The sequence below is a fragment of the Paenibacillus sp. FSL R7-0331 genome (genome assembly GCF_000758645.1).
GTDB lineage: Bacteria > Bacillota > Bacilli > Paenibacillales > Paenibacillaceae > Paenibacillus_AQ > Paenibacillus_AQ camerounensis.
This window is the reverse complement of the sequence record NZ_CP009284.1, coordinates 943,594-959,241: the sequence shown is the minus strand read 5'-3', so window position 1 is coordinate 959,241 and position 15,648 is coordinate 943,594. Positions and strand designations below refer to the sequence as shown.

General features: G+C 54.1%; 13 protein-coding genes. 2 read left to right on the top strand and 11 right to left on the bottom strand.

Annotation, left to right across the window (positions count from 1 at the left end):
* Positions 1-142: 142 nt before the first annotated feature.
* Entirely contained in the window at positions 143-652 is a 510-nt protein-coding gene (locus R70331_RS04145) for an NUDIX hydrolase (RefSeq protein WP_042173108.1), read from the bottom strand.
* Positions 653-805: 153 nt separating this feature from the next.
* On the opposite strand from R70331_RS04145, the gene thyX reads away from it, so the two are divergent.
* Complete coding sequence (gene thyX, locus R70331_RS04140; protein ID WP_042173106.1) at positions 806-1,507, top strand: FAD-dependent thymidylate synthase; 702 nt, start codon at positions 806-808, stop codon at positions 1,505-1,507.
* Here thyX and R70331_RS04135 read toward each other — a convergent pair whose 3' ends face one another.
* From R70331_RS04135 to helD, 5 genes are all read right to left on the bottom strand, one after another.
* Positions 1,508-1,903 (bottom strand): MerR family transcriptional regulator, encoded by a 396-nt coding sequence (locus tag R70331_RS04135; RefSeq protein ID WP_042173104.1) that lies wholly within the window; start codon positions 1,901-1,903, stop codon positions 1,508-1,510.
* Positions 1,904-1,914: 11 nt separating this feature from the next.
* The gene (locus R70331_RS04130; protein WP_042173102.1) at positions 1,915-3,372 is read right to left on the bottom strand and encodes an alpha/beta hydrolase family protein; all 1,458 of its coding nucleotides are present in this window, start codon (positions 3,370-3,372) and stop codon (positions 1,915-1,917) included.
* Between the two features lie 185 nt (positions 3,373-3,557).
* Positions 3,558-4,214: a P-loop NTPase family protein gene (locus R70331_RS04125; RefSeq protein ID WP_042173100.1), complete on the bottom strand. Its 657-nt coding sequence runs from the start codon at positions 4,212-4,214 to the stop codon at positions 3,558-3,560.
* Entirely contained in the window at positions 4,198-4,785 is a 588-nt protein-coding gene (locus tag R70331_RS04120; protein ID WP_042173098.1) for a GNAT family N-acetyltransferase, read from the bottom strand. Before R70331_RS04120 ends, R70331_RS04125 begins: the two co-directional genes overlap by 17 nt.
* Before the next feature lie 102 nt (positions 4,786-4,887).
* Positions 4,888-7,323 carry an RNA polymerase recycling motor HelD gene (gene helD, locus R70331_RS04115; protein ID WP_042173097.1) on the bottom strand — a complete coding sequence of 812 codons (2,436 nt, stop codon included), beginning with the start codon at positions 7,321-7,323 and terminating at the stop codon, positions 4,888-4,890.
* 372 nt (positions 7,324-7,695) lie between these two features.
* Here helD and infC point away from each other — a divergent pair, with 372 nt between their 5' ends.
* Complete coding sequence (infC, locus tag R70331_RS04110) at positions 7,696-8,223, top strand: translation initiation factor IF-3 (protein ID WP_042173094.1); 528 nt, start codon at positions 7,696-7,698, stop codon at positions 8,221-8,223.
* A gap of 679 nt (positions 8,224-8,902) precedes the next feature.
* Here infC and R70331_RS30285 read toward each other — a convergent pair.
* From R70331_RS30285 to R70331_RS04085, 5 genes are all read right to left on the bottom strand, one after another.
* On the bottom strand, positions 8,903-10,438 hold the full coding sequence (locus R70331_RS30285) for a sensor histidine kinase (RefSeq protein ID WP_052418903.1): 1,536 nt from the start codon (positions 10,436-10,438) through the stop codon (positions 8,903-8,905).
* Positions 10,439-10,454: 16 nt separating this feature from the next.
* Positions 10,455-11,138 carry a response regulator transcription factor gene (locus tag R70331_RS04100; RefSeq protein WP_269322280.1) on the bottom strand — a complete coding sequence of 228 codons (684 nt, stop codon included), beginning with the start codon at positions 11,136-11,138 and terminating at the stop codon, positions 10,455-10,457.
* 29 nt (positions 11,139-11,167) lie between these two features.
* Positions 11,168-12,193: a DUF4097 family beta strand repeat-containing protein gene (locus tag R70331_RS04095; RefSeq protein ID WP_042173092.1), complete on the bottom strand. Its 1,026-nt coding sequence runs from the start codon at positions 12,191-12,193 to the stop codon at positions 11,168-11,170.
* Positions 12,194-12,292: 99 nt separating this feature from the next.
* Positions 12,293-12,571, bottom strand: coding sequence for a hypothetical protein (locus R70331_RS04090; RefSeq protein ID WP_042173088.1), 279 nt, complete (start codon positions 12,569-12,571; stop codon positions 12,293-12,295).
* Between the two features lie 148 nt (positions 12,572-12,719).
* Positions 12,720-15,449 carry a galactose-binding domain-containing protein gene (locus R70331_RS04085; RefSeq protein WP_042173086.1) on the bottom strand — a complete coding sequence of 910 codons (2,730 nt, stop codon included), beginning with the start codon at positions 15,447-15,449 and terminating at the stop codon, positions 12,720-12,722.
* Positions 15,450-15,648: the final 199 nt, after the last annotated feature.

Sequence of the window (15,648 nt, the reverse complement as noted above, 5' to 3'; positions counted from 1 at the left end):
AGCGTTATTTCCGGATTGGCTGTAATCAGATGAAAGAGCCCGGAGCGCCCTTACCAATCTGCTCAGCCAGATAGGCCACAGTCTCATCAAGCGTCAGCCGGGAAAACGGCACACCCAGAATTGAAACGTAACGGCTCATAGATTAATGGCCCTCCCAGTCTTCCAGTACACTCCAGCTCACCACAGGTATTCCCTGCATCGAGTGCATCGTACCGGTATAAATGTGATCGTTATATATTCCTGATTCAAAATAATGCTGCAGCACCGCGCGTGTTGACGCCGTGACCTGCAAGCCACCAAGCTTGCCGGCTTCCAGCCACAGCAGTTCCCCTTCTTCACCGGAAGCCAGCCGGCTTCCGGGTGCAACAATGCCCATATAGATGTACTGTACACTAATCTCCTGTCCGGCCCTAAGCCGGTATATCATGTAGCGGAGCGTCAAGCCGCCGATATTCTGCCCGGTAAGTCCTGTTTCCTCAATAATCTCACGCAGACAGGCAATCCGGGGATCGTTATGTTCCCCGTCCTCAATGTGGCCCCCAACGGGAACCAGATGCCCGCCGAGAAAACGGCTGCCGGTCTTTTTTTGCAGAAACAGCACATCCTGAGCTTCATTGAATAAAAAAGCTACCGCCATCTGCCTAAGCCGCATATCTAGATCACTCCAGCTCCCGGATACGAACACACAGGAAAATTATACCACGGTCTCTCATTGCGGATAAACCAAAAAAGCCATATGCAGGAAAAGTATTCCTGCCGGTTGAATAGAAAGCAGAAGCTTAATTTCTAATGGGGGTTTGTTAACATGCTGATTAATGTGCTCGACAAGGGGTATGTCCGGCTGGTCAATCATATGGGCAGTGATCTGACTGTGGTGAACGCGGCCCGGGTTTCTTATGCCAAACAATCGGAGGAGCTTAGCGAAAAGGATATCCGGCTGATCCGGTTTCTGGCCCGGGAAGGCCATACCTCACCGTTCAGGCATGCTGTCATCCAGTTCGAAATCTATGCGCCGCTGATGGTCGCCAGACAGTGGTGGAAATATGTTGTGGGTTCTGCCCATTATGAGGGAACCGGTGATAGCCTGGAGGCTTGGAATGAATCCAGCCGCCGGTATATTACGGAGGAACCGGCCTTTTATCTGCCTTCGGGCGGGGAGTGGCGGAGCGCGCCGGAGAATTCCAAGCAGGGCAGCGGCAGCCTGATTGCCTGGGAGCTTGGGGAGAAATATACGAAAGAGCTGATGGATTACACTGAACTGGGTATGCAAAAATACGAAGCCGCCCTCGCGGACGGCATCTGTGCAGAGCAGGCACGCCTGTTTCTTCCGGCTTACGGGTTATATGTCCGCTGGTACTGGACGGCATCGCTGCAATCTGCCGCCCACTTCCTGCAGCAGCGGCTGGAGCATGATGCCCAGAAGGAAATTCAGGATTATGCCAAAGCCATCCTCAGCATGGTAAAAACATTATTCCCGGTTACTGCGGATGAGCTTCTGTCAAGCTGACTACTCCTTATGTTCTGTGCGAAAAGATTGTAAATAGTCACGGATCTCATCCTGCGGTGTTTCCAGCAAGCCGGCAAGCATCTGCTGTATCGCCTGCATCACTGCGATCCGCTCATCGATTTCCGAGATTTTATTCCGGACCCGCGCTTTCAGCGATTCGGCATCCATCTCTGAACCGAGCATCTGCAGCACCTCCCGGATTTCCTTCAGGGAATAACCGAGAGACTTGGCGTCCTTTATGAACTTCAGCTTCACCAGATAATCTTCTGAGTATATCCGGTAACCGTTCGCTACCCGCCCGGGGGCAGGCAGAATGCCACTTTCCTCATAGTAGCGGAGGGTTGCCATACTTACTCCTGTTCGTTTTGCCAGTTCTCCGCGGGTCATCCCTTTCATAGCCGCCCCTCCTAAAAATCTCTTTTTTGCGTATAGGCCTGGTCGAATTTCACCTCCGGAAAACGCTGCGAAGGCCCTTCCAGCAGACGCTGCGGCTCCCCTTTTAAATACTGGTCAAAGAAGGCTGTTACATAGGATCTTGTAATATCCACATTATGCACCGGATCCATGCCTTTGGCGAACAGGAACGGCGACAGCAGGGAAATGTCAGTGAAGCTCTGATGGATGAAATGATCAATAGTCAGATAATACGTATCATTTGTGCTTTTGACCATAACTGATTTCAGATCGGGAGTAAACTCATCATAAGCCACCTTTTCTTTCACCTTTGCCGACGGCTTAAGACTCTCTGCCGTATTTCCGGACATCAGATACATGAACGGCTGCTGCAGCCCGGTATGGGCCACCTCACCCCAAAATCCGCCCTCCAGACTTACTCCTGCCTTGAACCGCTTGTCCTGCGCAAGCGCCTCCGCGGTGGTTGCCCCGCCATAGGAATGCCCGAAGATGCCTACACGGTCCAGATCGAGCTTGCCCTGAAGAAGTCCGGCTGGATCATGCATATCCCACTGCGCAAGCGTATCAAGTACATAACTGGCATCCGCCGCGCGGATACCTATTCCTGTAACATTATAGGCATACAGCCCGGCGGACGTATCAAACTCTGGATCAGGGACGTAAAATACAGATTCCCCGTCTTCAAAGGTCACTTTTGCCGAAGTATACGGATGATCTATACCCACGACAATATAGCCGTGACTGACCAGTTCCTCCACCGCAGTCATGCTCTGAAACCGGGTGGATCGGATGCCCGGGGAGAACAGCAGCACAGGATAACGGGCTTCAGCCGCAGATACTGCCGCTCCAGCTGTAACATGGGCCTTAACCCCTGTAACATGACTGAACAGCTGCCCCGGCAGTCCGAACACCAGACTGATCGCTTCACCTACTGCAGAGGGATAATGCTCCTTATTCTTCCCTGCTGCTTCTCTTTGGTCCACCGGGTACCAGATATTCACCATAAGTCTGCGTTTGTCGCCGGTTTCAACACTCAGCGTCTCTTTTCGGGCTTCATCTGTAAGCTCCCTGGCAATCGTACCGATGGCATAGCTGCCTGTCGGCCCGGGCATTGTGAATACAGGCAGCAGCCAGCTCAAAAATACGGCTATGCCTGAAAGGGCTAAGACCAGAATCAGCTGCAGGCTTTTTGTAAGCTTCCGAAACGGCCTGGAACGGACTGCATGCTCCGGCTTCAGCAGTCTGCTTACCAGCACCGTTATCAAACCCAAGGCAGCAGCATAGGCCGGAACCATCTGTATGCGAAAATGGTCTAAAGCCCCGTGCAGCGCCAGAACCAGCAATACAGCCAGCAGCATAGCTATGTTTAGCTTCCGGCTTTTGCGGACAAACAATACACCTGCCGCAGCTGTAAGAATGACGGCAATAACAACTATTTCTAATATTCTCATATTGAGCACCTCCGCTAAGTTATCGGGTTATAACTCCAGCATAAAGGTTGCAGTATACTGCAAGGTCAAGCTTCTTAAATAACTTCAACCTATAACATTCCTATCTCTATAAAAAGAAAACACTCCTGCACCGGACCGCAGAAGTGTATATTCATAGAATCAAACTCAAAATTGCTCAGCAAAAATTATAAAACCTGCTCCTCCACAAACCCGCCAACACGCTCCGTGTATTCAGTCCACCGGAAATCCTTATTCTCAATAATCAGCTTCGGGATATCCCATACGTCCACTACCGACCGGACGAACGCCTGGCTGCCGCCCCATAACGCTGCCGCCTCCCGGAAATCCTCATCCGTATACAGCGAAACGGGCCCCCATTCATTGCCGCGCACACTGCAGATAAACCGCCATTGGGCCTCCACATCCAGCTGGTAAAAATAGATCAGCACCGGGTTCAGTGCAGCCAATATCTCCTGCAGCGACGAGGTTAGCTTAATCAGTTTAGGTAAGGGCATCCCCATATGGTGAGCATAGCTGATAGCATCCTGAAACAGCACACTTTCAATAACCGTTACTTCATCGCCGCTTCCAAGCCGCTCCTCCACAAATCTCCGGAACACAGCTTCAAGCTGTGTTGTGAATATCTCCGCCTGCTCCTCATCCGCCAGGGAGGTGAAATCATACCCGCGGATAAACAGCGGATGATTCTCCTCCAGCTCCAAAATACATCTGTTTGCCACTCCCCGGGATGTCAGCAGTTCTGCAACGGAAGAGGCACAGGTTGTTTTACCGGAGCCCGGCATGCCGTCGATGATGATTAACTGTTTAGGACGGGTTGTCATTGTGCACACCTCTAATCCAATGTTTTCTGGTCAGCACATACATCTCTTCTCCGTTACAGTCCTCGTAATCTCCGGTCAGGCCCTCGAGCACACGGTCCAATGTGAAGCCGAGCCTGCGAAGCACCTTAGTTGAAGCTGTATTTCGAGGGTCAGCTTTGGCGTATAACCGGTCCAGCCCGATTACCCCAAAGCTATATTCCGCCAAGGCCGCAGCCGCTTCAGAAGCATACCCCCGGCCCCAGTACTTTCGTCCGATCAGATAATACAGCTCTTTGTCAGGCGGGCAAAAATCAAGTGTGCCTGCACCGCACCAGCCGATGAATGCACCGGACTCTTTTTCCCGGATTGCGAACGAATATTTAAAGGCTTCATCAAACGGTGTATCGTAGCTGCTGATCAGCCAGTCAAATACCCCCTGATACTCCTCAGCGGAAAAGACATCCATATGCATATACGTAAGCACTTCCGGGTCCTGCATCAGCTCAAACGATTCCTGCAGATCGCTTTGGATATATGGGCGGATAAGCAGCCGCTCCGTTTCCAGACGCATTACGGCTAAAGCCTCTATCATGGCAATTCCTCCCGTTTCTTTCAGGCAATATGAGCTAAGCATAGCCCGCTGTGCCGCCGGCTGCCAATGTACAGTTTGATTTTAACCGAGTTTACCCGCTGCTTAATCCACATTCACGGTGTCATACAAGGATTCATCCGCTCCACGAATAAAAGGTGTCCAGTTCCCGGACGAATAGAGCATTAAGTGATGCATTGCACGTGTACAGGCTGTATAAAAAAGCTTCCGCTCACTCTCCCGCTGATACGTCTGCGCAGAAGCATCATAGATCAGCACAGCGTCGAATTCGACACCTTTGGCCAGGTAGGCGGGGAGGACCAGGATTCCTTTTTCAAAAGTGAGCGTATTCTTCGTAACCAGCCGCAGTCCTTCAGCGCCATGATAGGAGAGTGCCTCATAGGCTTCGCGGCTTTCGTCAGCTGTTTTGGTAATAACTGCGATGGAATCGAGACCTTCCGCCCGGAGCGCTGCGATATCCTGTATCATCCGCACCTCCCGCTTTCCGCCGCTGCCCGTTTGGGTAAGACACGGCTTCCTGCCGCCCCGGTCGAACGGGACAATTCCTGCCTCCGGCAGCAGCGATTTCGTAAACTCCACAATCTGGCGGGTGGAACGGTAGCTCCGCACAAGTGTAATCAGCGAGGTCTCTTCTTCGCCATAAAGCTCTGTCAGAGCCGGGCCTGCTTCGGCCAGATTCGTCGCCTGCGGAAATATCGCCTGCCCGAAGTCGCCGAGCACGGTCATCCGCGCCCTTGGAAACAGCTGCTTCAGGAAAGCATACTGGAACGGAGAGTAATCCTGGCCTTCATCTATAAAGAGATGTCTGACAATTGTATTCGTCCGGGTGCCCTCAATGAGCTCCTTCAGGTACAGAAACGGGGTTGCATCCTCATAGAAAAGCTCAAGCCGCTCCAGCTTCTCCTGCGTCTGCCCGCATATTTCCGTCCACAGCTCCGGCACAGCAGCAGTCCCCGTCATCTGCCGGTAAGCCTCCGTATCATCCCTAAACAGCTGGCTGTAAAGTCCGGTTACATCTATAAATTTCAGGCGTCTGACCTCCCGTCTCAGCGGCTTGAAGCTCTCCTTCACAATAAGCCGCAGCAGAAGCTCCTCTTCCTGGTCTGCGTAGTCGAATACGTTCTCTTCACCCTGCTCTTTTCCGCGCAGCTCCCCGTAGATCTCCTCGTATTGCTCAGCGAAATCGAAAACTGCCGACTGCCGCTGCACTTTTTTGAGCAGGGTGCTGTAGGCCTCGGCATATTGCTCGGTATCGAGATAATCCAGCTCATCCCGGGCCCAGTCAGCCTCCAGCTCCTTGACCTCAAGCGCCGCCAGCTCCCGCAGCAGCCAATCCCGCAGCAGGGTAATCCGGTTAGCCAGACGTATAGTAGGGGCAAAGCTGTAGAACTGCGATTTCATCTGTGCAGCCGTAATCAGCTCACGGTCCCGGTAGCGGATGCTGCGGAACAACATACCGTCCTGTCCCAGCCACAGCGCGTAGCTGCGGAGCGCCTGCAAAAAATCACCGGAAGCCTTATAGGTCATCCCGCTCATCCGCGCTTCATAACCCGGTGCCGCCCCCGGACTCATCGCATATTCGATCTGCGCGAACGGGTCCTCTAGCTTGAACTCCGCCCCAAGCCAGTGCTCCAGATATTCCTGGAAGGTCGTCTGCTGCATGTTCTCCTCACCAAGCTCAGGCAGGACGGTGGATACGTAGCTGTTGAACATCGGATTCGGCGAAAAAAGTACGATCTGATCTGCTGTTATCCGGTCGCGGTGCTTATACAGCAGATAGGCCACCCGCTGCAGCGCTGCGGAGGTTTTGCCGCTGCCGGCCGCGCCCTGGACAATAAGCATGCGGCTTTTGTCATCACGGATAATCGCGTTCTGCTCCTTCTGGATCGTAGCCACAATGCTCTTCATCTGAGAATCGGCTCCCTTGCCGAGCACCTGCTGCAGCAGCTCATCACCGATGGTCAGGCTAGTATCGAACACATTCTGGAGCCTGGCAGCGCGGATCTGATACTGCCGCTTCAGCGTCATCGTTCCGGCGATCTCCCCTCCCGGTGTATCATAGCTCGCGGCGCCGGGTGAATGGTCGTAATACAGGCTGGCAACAGGAGTGCGCCAGTCATAGACCAGAAAGTCCAGACCGTCTTCAGTGGCAAAAGAGGCTACGCCGATGTAGACTTGTTCGCTGCCGCCCTGCCCCTCCTCCAGAAAATCAATGCGTCCGAAGTACGGGGACGGCAGCAGCCGCTTCATGCTGTTGTAACGCTGCATCCGCACCCGGTGGCTGCGCTCCCGCTCAGACAGCAGCGCCTCCTGCTGCTTGATGCTGTAAAAGGTCTCTTCAAAATCCTCGTCCGTGCTGGTATTAACGGTCACTTCCTCCCAGAACCGCTTACGGATCTCCGTGACCTGCTCCCGCAGTCCGGATACTTCCGGCTCAATTCCGGCAATGGCTGTCCGCAGCTCCTCCGTTACCAAATCCAGCCGCTCCTGCTCCCGCTGCCAATCCTCTGCATGAATCATCCGCTGACACACTCCTTTATTAATCTCGTCTGCCTTCTGCCAAAATATCAGGTTTGACAAAGCTACAAATCGTATGGTAAGATTAAGATATAAATAAGATGTGATACTTATATCTTAATTTAAATAAAAATAGTGACGCTGTTTTACTATATCACAACGGATTTTATCATGCAACGGAATTATATATAGAGACCCGGCAGAAATTGCCGGGTCTTTTTTATTCCCCCGATAGTTTGGGCGGGGATTTCAGGAGCGGCCCGCGTACGGAATTTATGAACAGGCTCGCAGGCAGGTCTCCGCTCTGCTGATTGAACAGCGGACCACTTCCCGTTATGATAACAGTATCCATGTCCGCAGGAGGTTACCTAATCAATGGCAATATTCATGAACGAACAAATACGGGCGTCCGAGGTTGTCCTTACCGGACTCCGGGGCGAGAAGCTCGGCATTGTCTCCAGAGAAGAGGCGCTGGGAATGGCCCGGTCCCAGGGTGCCGATCTGGTCTGCACCTCGCTGATGAGCAGTCCTCCGCCCTGCACCCTGATGGCTAAGGGCAAGGCAAAGGCTGCGGCCCAGAAGGAAGCGGCGTCCGCACGCAAGGCCGGCTCCGGCCAGGCCGCCGGGCGGAGCGGCGGCAAAGACAAGGTCAAGGTGAAGGAGCTGCGCTTCACAGCCCACATCGAGGAGCATGATTACGACACCAAGCTGCGCCAGGCGGACAAGCACCTCCGATCCGGCAAGCCGGTGCTGCTGAATGTCCAGGCCTCCGGCGCCAAAGAAGCGGCCGCGGCCAAGACCGTTATCGAGCGGCTGGTTGCCGATTTGTTGGATGCCGGTGTCAAGGACACCGGTGTCCAGAGCGGCGGCAAAGGCTCAAAGGTACAGCTGAATCCGCGTTAAGCTGCACGCAGCTGACTGGAAAGGGCGTCATAACAGCCGGGATATGGCTGTTATGGCGCCCTTTTGTTGCGGGGGATCAGTCCGGAGACTTCTAACGGACTGAGATGACGTTATTCTGTGGTTTACCGGCATTTGCGTTAGCTAACGGACACCACAGGCGTTATTTGCCACAACTCCTGCAGAAATCGCAGCTTGTTCGCTGTAATAACGGCAGCTGGGTCCGTTAGAAGCCCCGAAACGCCGGAGAATGGGCAACTAACGTCTCCTCGGTCCGTTAGAAATCCGGCAGTGGTTACAGGCTCGTATAGCTGCAATCTGGCGAGAGTCCCACTCTACCACATACAGCTACACCCCGACGATAGTTACACTCCACCACCTACAGCTACAAACCAGCTTTAGTCACATTCACACCACCTACAGCTACAAACCAGCGTTAGTCACACTCACACCACGTACAGCTACTACCCAGCGATAGTTGTACCCGGCAATGGTCATCATCTCGAAAGAAATTCTACAATGAACAACCTGTATGCTGTGCTTGCAAAGACCAGCTCCGCTTCTGAAGGAAATCCGCTTGTTATAACGTGCCTTTCTCCTTGGGGGGATGCCGTTTATCTCAGACAGCTTGTAGCACTCTCCACTCTGAATATCGTTACAGCCCCCGAATCAGCTTACCGTACTACTCCATACTCCTTACTCTCTGCTCCCTACCCACTGATCCCGCTCCCCGCACAAACGACAGCATCACCTTCGTGCCCGCCCCCTCTATACTCTCAATGGTAATCGAGCCTCCGTAACGCTCCATGATCGCCTTGGCAATCGCCAGGCCCAGTCCCGATCCGCCTTTTGCCCGGCTTCGCGACCCTTCCGCCCGGTAAAAGCGGTCAAAAATATGCGGAAGCTGCTCTGCAGAAATCCCGATTCCTGTATCTGTAACGGATACTATGACCTGATCAGCGTCAGCTTGATGTGCAATGTGTACACTGCCGCCTTCCGGTGTATATTTCAGCGCATTCTCCACAATATTGCGCAGCACCTGGTAACAGGCGCCCGCCGGCATCCGGACCATCAATGGACTGGCATTTCCGGCTTCACCGGCACTCAAAGTAACACCGGGACCTACGTGCACGGTCTGGGGCAGCAGCTCATTCAAAACCAGCTGCACCTCGCATTCCTCTCCGGCACCTTCCTGCACCGGCTCCTCCGTCTCGGCCAGCAGCAGCAGCTGGGCAATCAGCTCCCTCATGCGGCCCGCCTCATCCATCATGAAGCCCAGGGATTCCTCCAGCACCTCCGGAGACTGCTTCCCCCAGCGCTGGATCATATGGGTATGTCCCTCGATGATGGCCAGCGGTGTCTTCAGCTCATGGGAAGCATCTGCCACAAAACGCCGCTGCTGGTCAAAGGACACACTTAGCTTTTGCAGCAGTGCATTAAAGGTCGCCCCCAGCTGGTGCAGCTCATCCTGCGCTGCAGGCAGCGCAAGCCGGTGCGACAAATTGTCTGCCCCGATGCTCTGCACCTCGCCGATCATGCTGCGGATCGGCTTCAGGGCGGAGCGGGCGACCAGCCACCCGGCCATCGCTGCTACCCCGGCAGCCAGCAGCAGGCCGAGCAGCAGCAGCCGGCCTACCTCGCGCGAGGCTGCCGCCGCTGCAGAATACCCGCTGTCAGCTAGCCGCAGGGTTACCGTGCCAAATGCCGGCAACGTCAGGCTGCTTACTGCCTCATACTGCCCGGCCTGTTCTGCCTCTTTACCATCCAGCATTACGGTGCCCTGTTCTGCTTCTGCACCGCCCGGCACCGCTTCGCCCGTGTCTGTCTCTGCACCGCCCAATACCGCCTGGCCCTTCTCTGTATCGCTCCCCTCCGGCAAAGCCGCGCCCTCCTCCGCAAGCACCCGCCCCTTGGTATCCAGCAGCTGCAGCGTCTGGCCTTCATCCAGATCAGCGGCAAAGGAAGACAGGTCCGGCTTCAGTACCGCTGCCGCTCCGCTCCCTCTTCCGAAGCCGGGTCTTAGCAGCGAGGGCAGGAAGGTAACCTCCTTAATCTGCAGCTCGAACTGCTTCAGCTTTTCGGTAAGCAGCTCCTTCTCCTGCTTCTGCGTCCATTGGCTGAAGGTAATGTACACAAAGCCGCCCAGCACTGCTGCTACAATTAGTGAGGCCAGCGCAATGGAGGCGCTGACCTTGCGGGAGAATGTTAAGCCCTTCATTGTCCGTTCCCTCCCGTCAGTCCCTTAGAATGTAGCCGCTGCCGCGGACCGTATGGATCAGCTTCTCCCCGTAGCCCTCATCCACCTTCAGGCGTAAATAGCGGATATAGACATCTACCACATTGGTTTCTCCCTCATAGGAATAGCCCCAGACCAGATTCAGCAGCGCTTCGCGGTTCATCAGCCGATTCTTGTTCTGCAGCAGGCAGCGGAGCAGCTCAAATTCACGCTGCGACAGCTCGATGTCCTGTCCGGCGCGGGTTACCCGGTGCGAAGCCGCACTGAGCGACAGGTCCCTGGCCTCCAGCAGCTCCTCCGGCTCCCGGCTCTGCTGCAGTCTCCGCTGCAGAGAGCGCATGCGGGCGAGCAGCTCCTCGATGGCGAACGGCTTGGGCACGTAATCGTCCGCGCCGGTATCAAGCCCCCGCACCCGTTCGCTGATGGTATCGCGCGCAGTAATCATAATGATCGGTGTCTGCTTGACGGCGCGGATTCTTTTGCAGACTTCGATTCCGTTAATCCCCGGCAGGTTCAGATCAAGCAGAATAAGATCATAGCTCCCTTGTATTGCCTGCTCTGCACCGGCCAGCCCGTCTCTGGCAACTGTGATCTCATAGCCCTCATAAGCCAGCTCCAGCTCAAGCAGCCGGACCATGGCAGCTTCATCCTCAATAATCAGGACATGCTCCTTCGTACTCAAACGGCACTCCACCTTCTCACGCTATCAAATTAATTGCTGTGCTGAAGAGACAAGCCGGCCAGCGAGGAAGCCTCAATGCGATACGTTCCTGCGCCGATGGTTCCGCTGACTCTCCCGCCTTTTACCGTTAACGGAAAATCCGTTTCCGGCTCCCCGAACGTTGCACTGGCCTCCACCTGCACATCTGCCTGCTCAGGCCAGGCCAGGCTGACATTACCTGCGGTATTGGACACGTCCCAGTGGCCGCCGACTTTTGAAGACTCAATATGAATATTGCCTGCAACACTTTCTGCCTTAATGGACGAGTAAGCATCCTCAACAGACAGGTTGCCGTTTACAGTCCGGATATCCAGCGGCCCTGTAACCTTGTTAACATTAATGTTTCCGTTCACCACAGACACCGCTGCGCTTTTCTTGGCGCCGGTTATTGTAACTTCCCCGTTGTCCGTGTGCAGAGTCAGGCTGCTCCCGCTCTCTTTTACCGTAATATTGCCGTTATCTGAACTTAAAATAATTGGACCGTCAGCTGTCACTTTAGACAAAAGCACATTTCCATTGTTCAGCTCTGCCTGCACGCCAGCCTTAACTGTCTTAGGAAGCGTAACCGTCAGATGAATGCTGGTATTATAGCGGCTGCCGCCTCCTGTAGCTTCACCGTAGGTCTTGATGCTGAGCTCGTTGCCGTCCTGTATTTTAATTCCGCTTTTGGCGGCGGCAGCCTCTGCTTCTATCCGGGATGCATGATCGACAACTACCGTTGTATGTACCTCAATCTGCTTGCCGCTGCCCTGCTTCAGTTCAATCGAACCGTTCACGCCTGTGATAGCGATTATGTCCGTGTCAGTCCCCATTTCGATGCTGGTCATCCCTTTGTCAAAAGAAAACCCTGATCCCGTCGCCTTAACCACAACCGCCGTTACCGCCTGTGCTGCCTGTTTGGCTTCAAAATCAGCCTCATTCAGATGCCGGGCAAGCACCTCTCTCCCGAACCCCGAACCTGCATAGAGCAGCGCCGCCGTGAAGCCCGCCACTGCAATTTTCATGAATTTTTGCATAAACTTTATTCCTCCCCATCCCCTGTGTTTGTTCGGCTTAATGGTATACCACAAAGGATGAGAAAGGCTTTGCAGGCAGATTAGAGTTTGATTAGAAGCTTACGGCCCGAGAATTAAGGTTCCAAAGAACATATAGGCAAAATAGCTAACAAAAGCGGCAGCATTTAGCAGGATAAGAATGATGTCTTTGCGCGAACGCGTCTTTTTATAAGCGGATAAGCCAAAGAGTATCCCGGCAGGCGGCAAAATAAAGGTACTGAGAATGCCTGCTCCGTCAAGCGGGTGGTCATAAAAAATAAAAAACAAATCCGTAATCAACAGAACAGCAGTTACCAGGAAGGCCGTTGTAGCAGACTTTCTCTGTAAACGGGCACTCAAGCATGCTCACTCCCTCTCCACTAGCAGTGCAGTCTCTTTTCCCTAATATGTAATAACATACCATCCTCAAGACGAATCCGTCTATTCAGCCCAAAAAGACCACCCGGAGCCGGATGGCCTTTTCTGCAACACTTTTACTGTACGTCTTCTACCAGTTGTTCCCCGTACCCGTAACGGTAAAGCCGGCGGAAGCATTCACAAATTTACCCGAAGGGGCGCCGGTAACCGTATTGCTGCTGAACACCGAGCTGCCGGTTGCCGAGCCGTTGATATATACGCCGTAGGTTCCGGAATTCAGGATTGTGTTATTAGCATACGTTACTGCAATATTCGGAGCCGGTTCTTCCACAAAAATCCCCGAGTACGTGCTGTCCTGGATCGTATTGCCGGATACGTTAACCGTGAGGTTCTGCGCCTTGCCGCTGTTGTTCAGCCAGTAAGCCCAGATTGCCCCGATCTGATAGCCGTAGTCACGGTGGGCAGAGCCTGTACGCAGCAGCTTATTCCCCTGAATCGTCAGGGTGCCGGTCATGGACGGAGGATTGAAATTGGTGCCAAAAGAGATTCCGCCGCCTGTCCGCACAGTGTCCGTAAGCAGGTTGCCGATCACCTTGTTGTCCTTGCCGCCGTAAATGGCGATGTTGTTGGCCAAGGTCGGAATCTGCACGGTATTGTAGCTGAACGTATTATTGGTATTCAGAAAAGCATCGGACCACATAGCCATGCCGTCGTCGCCGCTGTTCCGCACAGAGTTGTTCGTAACGGTAGAATTCGAGGTTCCCCGGTGCAGGTTCACGCCGTCTGCCCAGACATTGCGGATTCTGGAGTTGGATGCAGTAACGTTATCTGTCTGATTCGTGAACCAGAAGCCTACTTTTACATGCTCGATCCACAGATTGCTGATGACCGAGTTCGTACCGTTGCCCTCGACCGCAGTGAGCCCGTTGTAATCGTCACGGATGATGTCGCTGCCGCTGATTTTGAAATCGGACAGGGTTACATTTCCGCCTCTCAGATAAAAGCCCGCGTAATTGCCGGACAGGGTGGAATGCCAGATGCCTGCCCCTTTTACGGATACGCCGCTGTCGAGGTACAGTCTTGTTCCGCTGCCGTCATAGCCGGCGCCCTTGCTGCCGTTGTTCAGATGAAAGGTTCCCGCCGGAATCCACACGCCCTTGTAGGTGCCGCCGGAGTTTTTGACAGCAGTAATTGCGTTGTTAAAAGCTACCGTATCATCTGCACCGTCGTTTGCTACAGCACCATATGTGGTAACAGCTACGTAGTTGGACGGCATAGTGAGCGCTGCAGGAACAGCTTCTGTCTCAAGCAAATCTACAGTAACATAAGCGGTTGAGCCAAAGTTCAGATTGGACGCATTCCGCTGCAGCTTAATGACCGTTCCGGCCGGATAGGCTTTATCGAGCAGGACAGACACTTCATCATACATATGCGCAGGTGTGGTCGAAGCCGCATTCGGGTTGTTGGACCAGCGGACCTCTCCGCCCTCTGTCCCCCATTCCCCGTAGTTCCAGCTATATTTGGAGGTGAGATTGATATCTTTAAAAAGCGTTCCGCCCACGTACATGCTGACCGCCGACTCTATGCCCGTTCCGGAAGCATTATCCGGGATCGCATAGCGGATTGTTACACCCTGCGCGGGTTTGGATAGCGTAATCTGCACGTACTGGCCTGCTGCGGTCAGCTTGACCGCTTTTCTGCCCGATGCCTCAGAAGCAAGCTCCCCGGCTGTGGTCGATGGACCGATGAGCGCTCCGGTGTAGGCGGCATTTTCAGCTTCGTAGGTGTCATATGGCATATTTGCCCCGAAAGCTCCTGCCGATGGCGTTGGTGTAGGAACCGGCGTGGCTGTTGGTACTGGTGTTGCGGTCGGCACTGGGGTCGCTGTCGGCGCGGCCGTTGGGGCAGGTGTGGCTGTCGCCGTCGGTGCCGGGGTCGGGATGACTGTATTTGAGCCGTATACCTCAAGCTCGGCAGCCTGGCCTCCTGTTACACCGCTGTTTGCTGTAAAATTCACTCTCACATATCTGGCTGAAGCTGCTGTAAAGGTAACGGCTACCGTGTTGTCCGCAGCCGGGTTAAAGGTGTAAGTCTGGGAGGCGGCAAGCGTGCTGTATGAGGTGTTATTCGTGCTGCCCTGTACAGACAGGGTCTGCGTTCTTGTTCCCCAGCCGGCCGGAAGCTTGAGCTGAACGGTATGAACCGTCTGCGTGCTGCCGAGATCTACAGTCAGCGCGTTCGGGTAGCTGTTAGCTGCCCCCTCATAGTAGGTGGACGCATTCCCGTCCACCGCATTACCGGCGGGAAATCCGGAGACGGTGTTGTTTGCGGTAACGCTTTTGTTAAGAGCCAGGTTGGCTCCCTGCGACATATCCAGCGACAGATTGTCCAGATTAACGTTGCCGCTGTCCGCTGTATCAAACTTGTAGGTGATTGTGCCGCTGCCTGCACTCAGGGCAACCGTCTCTGAGACAATTCCCCAGCTGTTCCAGCCGGCTGTGGCCGGAAGCGAAATTTGCTTCAGCTTGGTGCCGTTCACGTACAGGCTTAAGGTTTTGGCAGAGCCCGTGCCGTTGGCATATTTCAGGGAAGCCGTGTAATTACCTGCAGATGAAACGCTTACATTAAACTTCGCAGAAGCATTTCCTTTGTTGCTGTCCGTGAACCCGCCGGCAAATCCCGTCCCGGTGTAGCCGGTGTGGTCAGACGCTGACGCAGCCCCTCCCGACAGTACAGCCGACTCCGCTTCATACACTTGTGCCGCCGCCAGTGCTTTTGGAGTGACCGGAAACTGCAGCGCCACAAGCGCCAGTACCAGAAGATAGATCAGAAATTTGCCGCTGCTTAACCTTTTTAACATTATACTTCCCTCCCGTGTGTAACAATCTGAGTGCTGCCTGCGGATCATAGAATATGAACGCGTATTGCGGAAGCACTTTAATATTAAAATGTTTTGGCGGCATTATCCGGACCTTTGGCGGTGGAATCCGGACGTTTGCGGACGGCAGCTTGGCAAATATGAAAAAGCCCCGCGGGTGCGGGGCTTAAAATGGGCTATC

Bases quoted from the DNA above. Each gene is read 5' to 3' on its own strand.
- R70331_RS04145 (WP_042173108.1), bottom strand. From the start codon at position 652: ATGCGGCTTAGGCAGATGGCGGTAGCTTTTTTATTCAATGAAGCTCAG.
- thyX (WP_042173106.1), top strand. From the start codon at position 806: ATGCTGATTAATGTGCTCGACAAGGGGTATGTCCGGCTGGTCAATCAT.
- R70331_RS04135 (WP_042173104.1), bottom strand. From the start codon at position 1,903: ATGAAAGGGATGACCCGCGGAGAACTGGCAAAACGAACAGGAGTAAGT.
- R70331_RS04130 (WP_042173102.1), bottom strand. From the start codon at position 3,372: ATGAGAATATTAGAAATAGTTGTTATTGCCGTCATTCTTACAGCTGCG.
- R70331_RS04125 (WP_042173100.1), bottom strand. From the start codon at position 4,214: ATGACAACCCGTCCTAAACAGTTAATCATCATCGACGGCATGCCGGGC.
- R70331_RS04120 (WP_042173098.1), bottom strand. From the start codon at position 4,785: ATGATAGAGGCTTTAGCCGTAATGCGTCTGGAAACGGAGCGGCTGCTT.
- helD (WP_042173097.1), bottom strand. From the start codon at position 7,323: ATGATTCATGCAGAGGATTGGCAGCGGGAGCAGGAGCGGCTGGATTTG.
- infC (WP_042173094.1), top strand. From the start codon at position 7,696: ATGGCAATATTCATGAACGAACAAATACGGGCGTCCGAGGTTGTCCTT.
- R70331_RS30285 (WP_052418903.1), bottom strand. From the start codon at position 10,438: ATGAAGGGCTTAACATTCTCCCGCAAGGTCAGCGCCTCCATTGCGCTG.
- R70331_RS04095 (WP_042173092.1), bottom strand. From the start codon at position 12,193: ATGCAAAAATTCATGAAAATTGCAGTGGCGGGCTTCACGGCGGCGCTG.
- R70331_RS04085 (WP_042173086.1), bottom strand. From the start codon at position 15,449: ATGTTAAAAAGGTTAAGCAGCGGCAAATTTCTGATCTATCTTCTGGTA.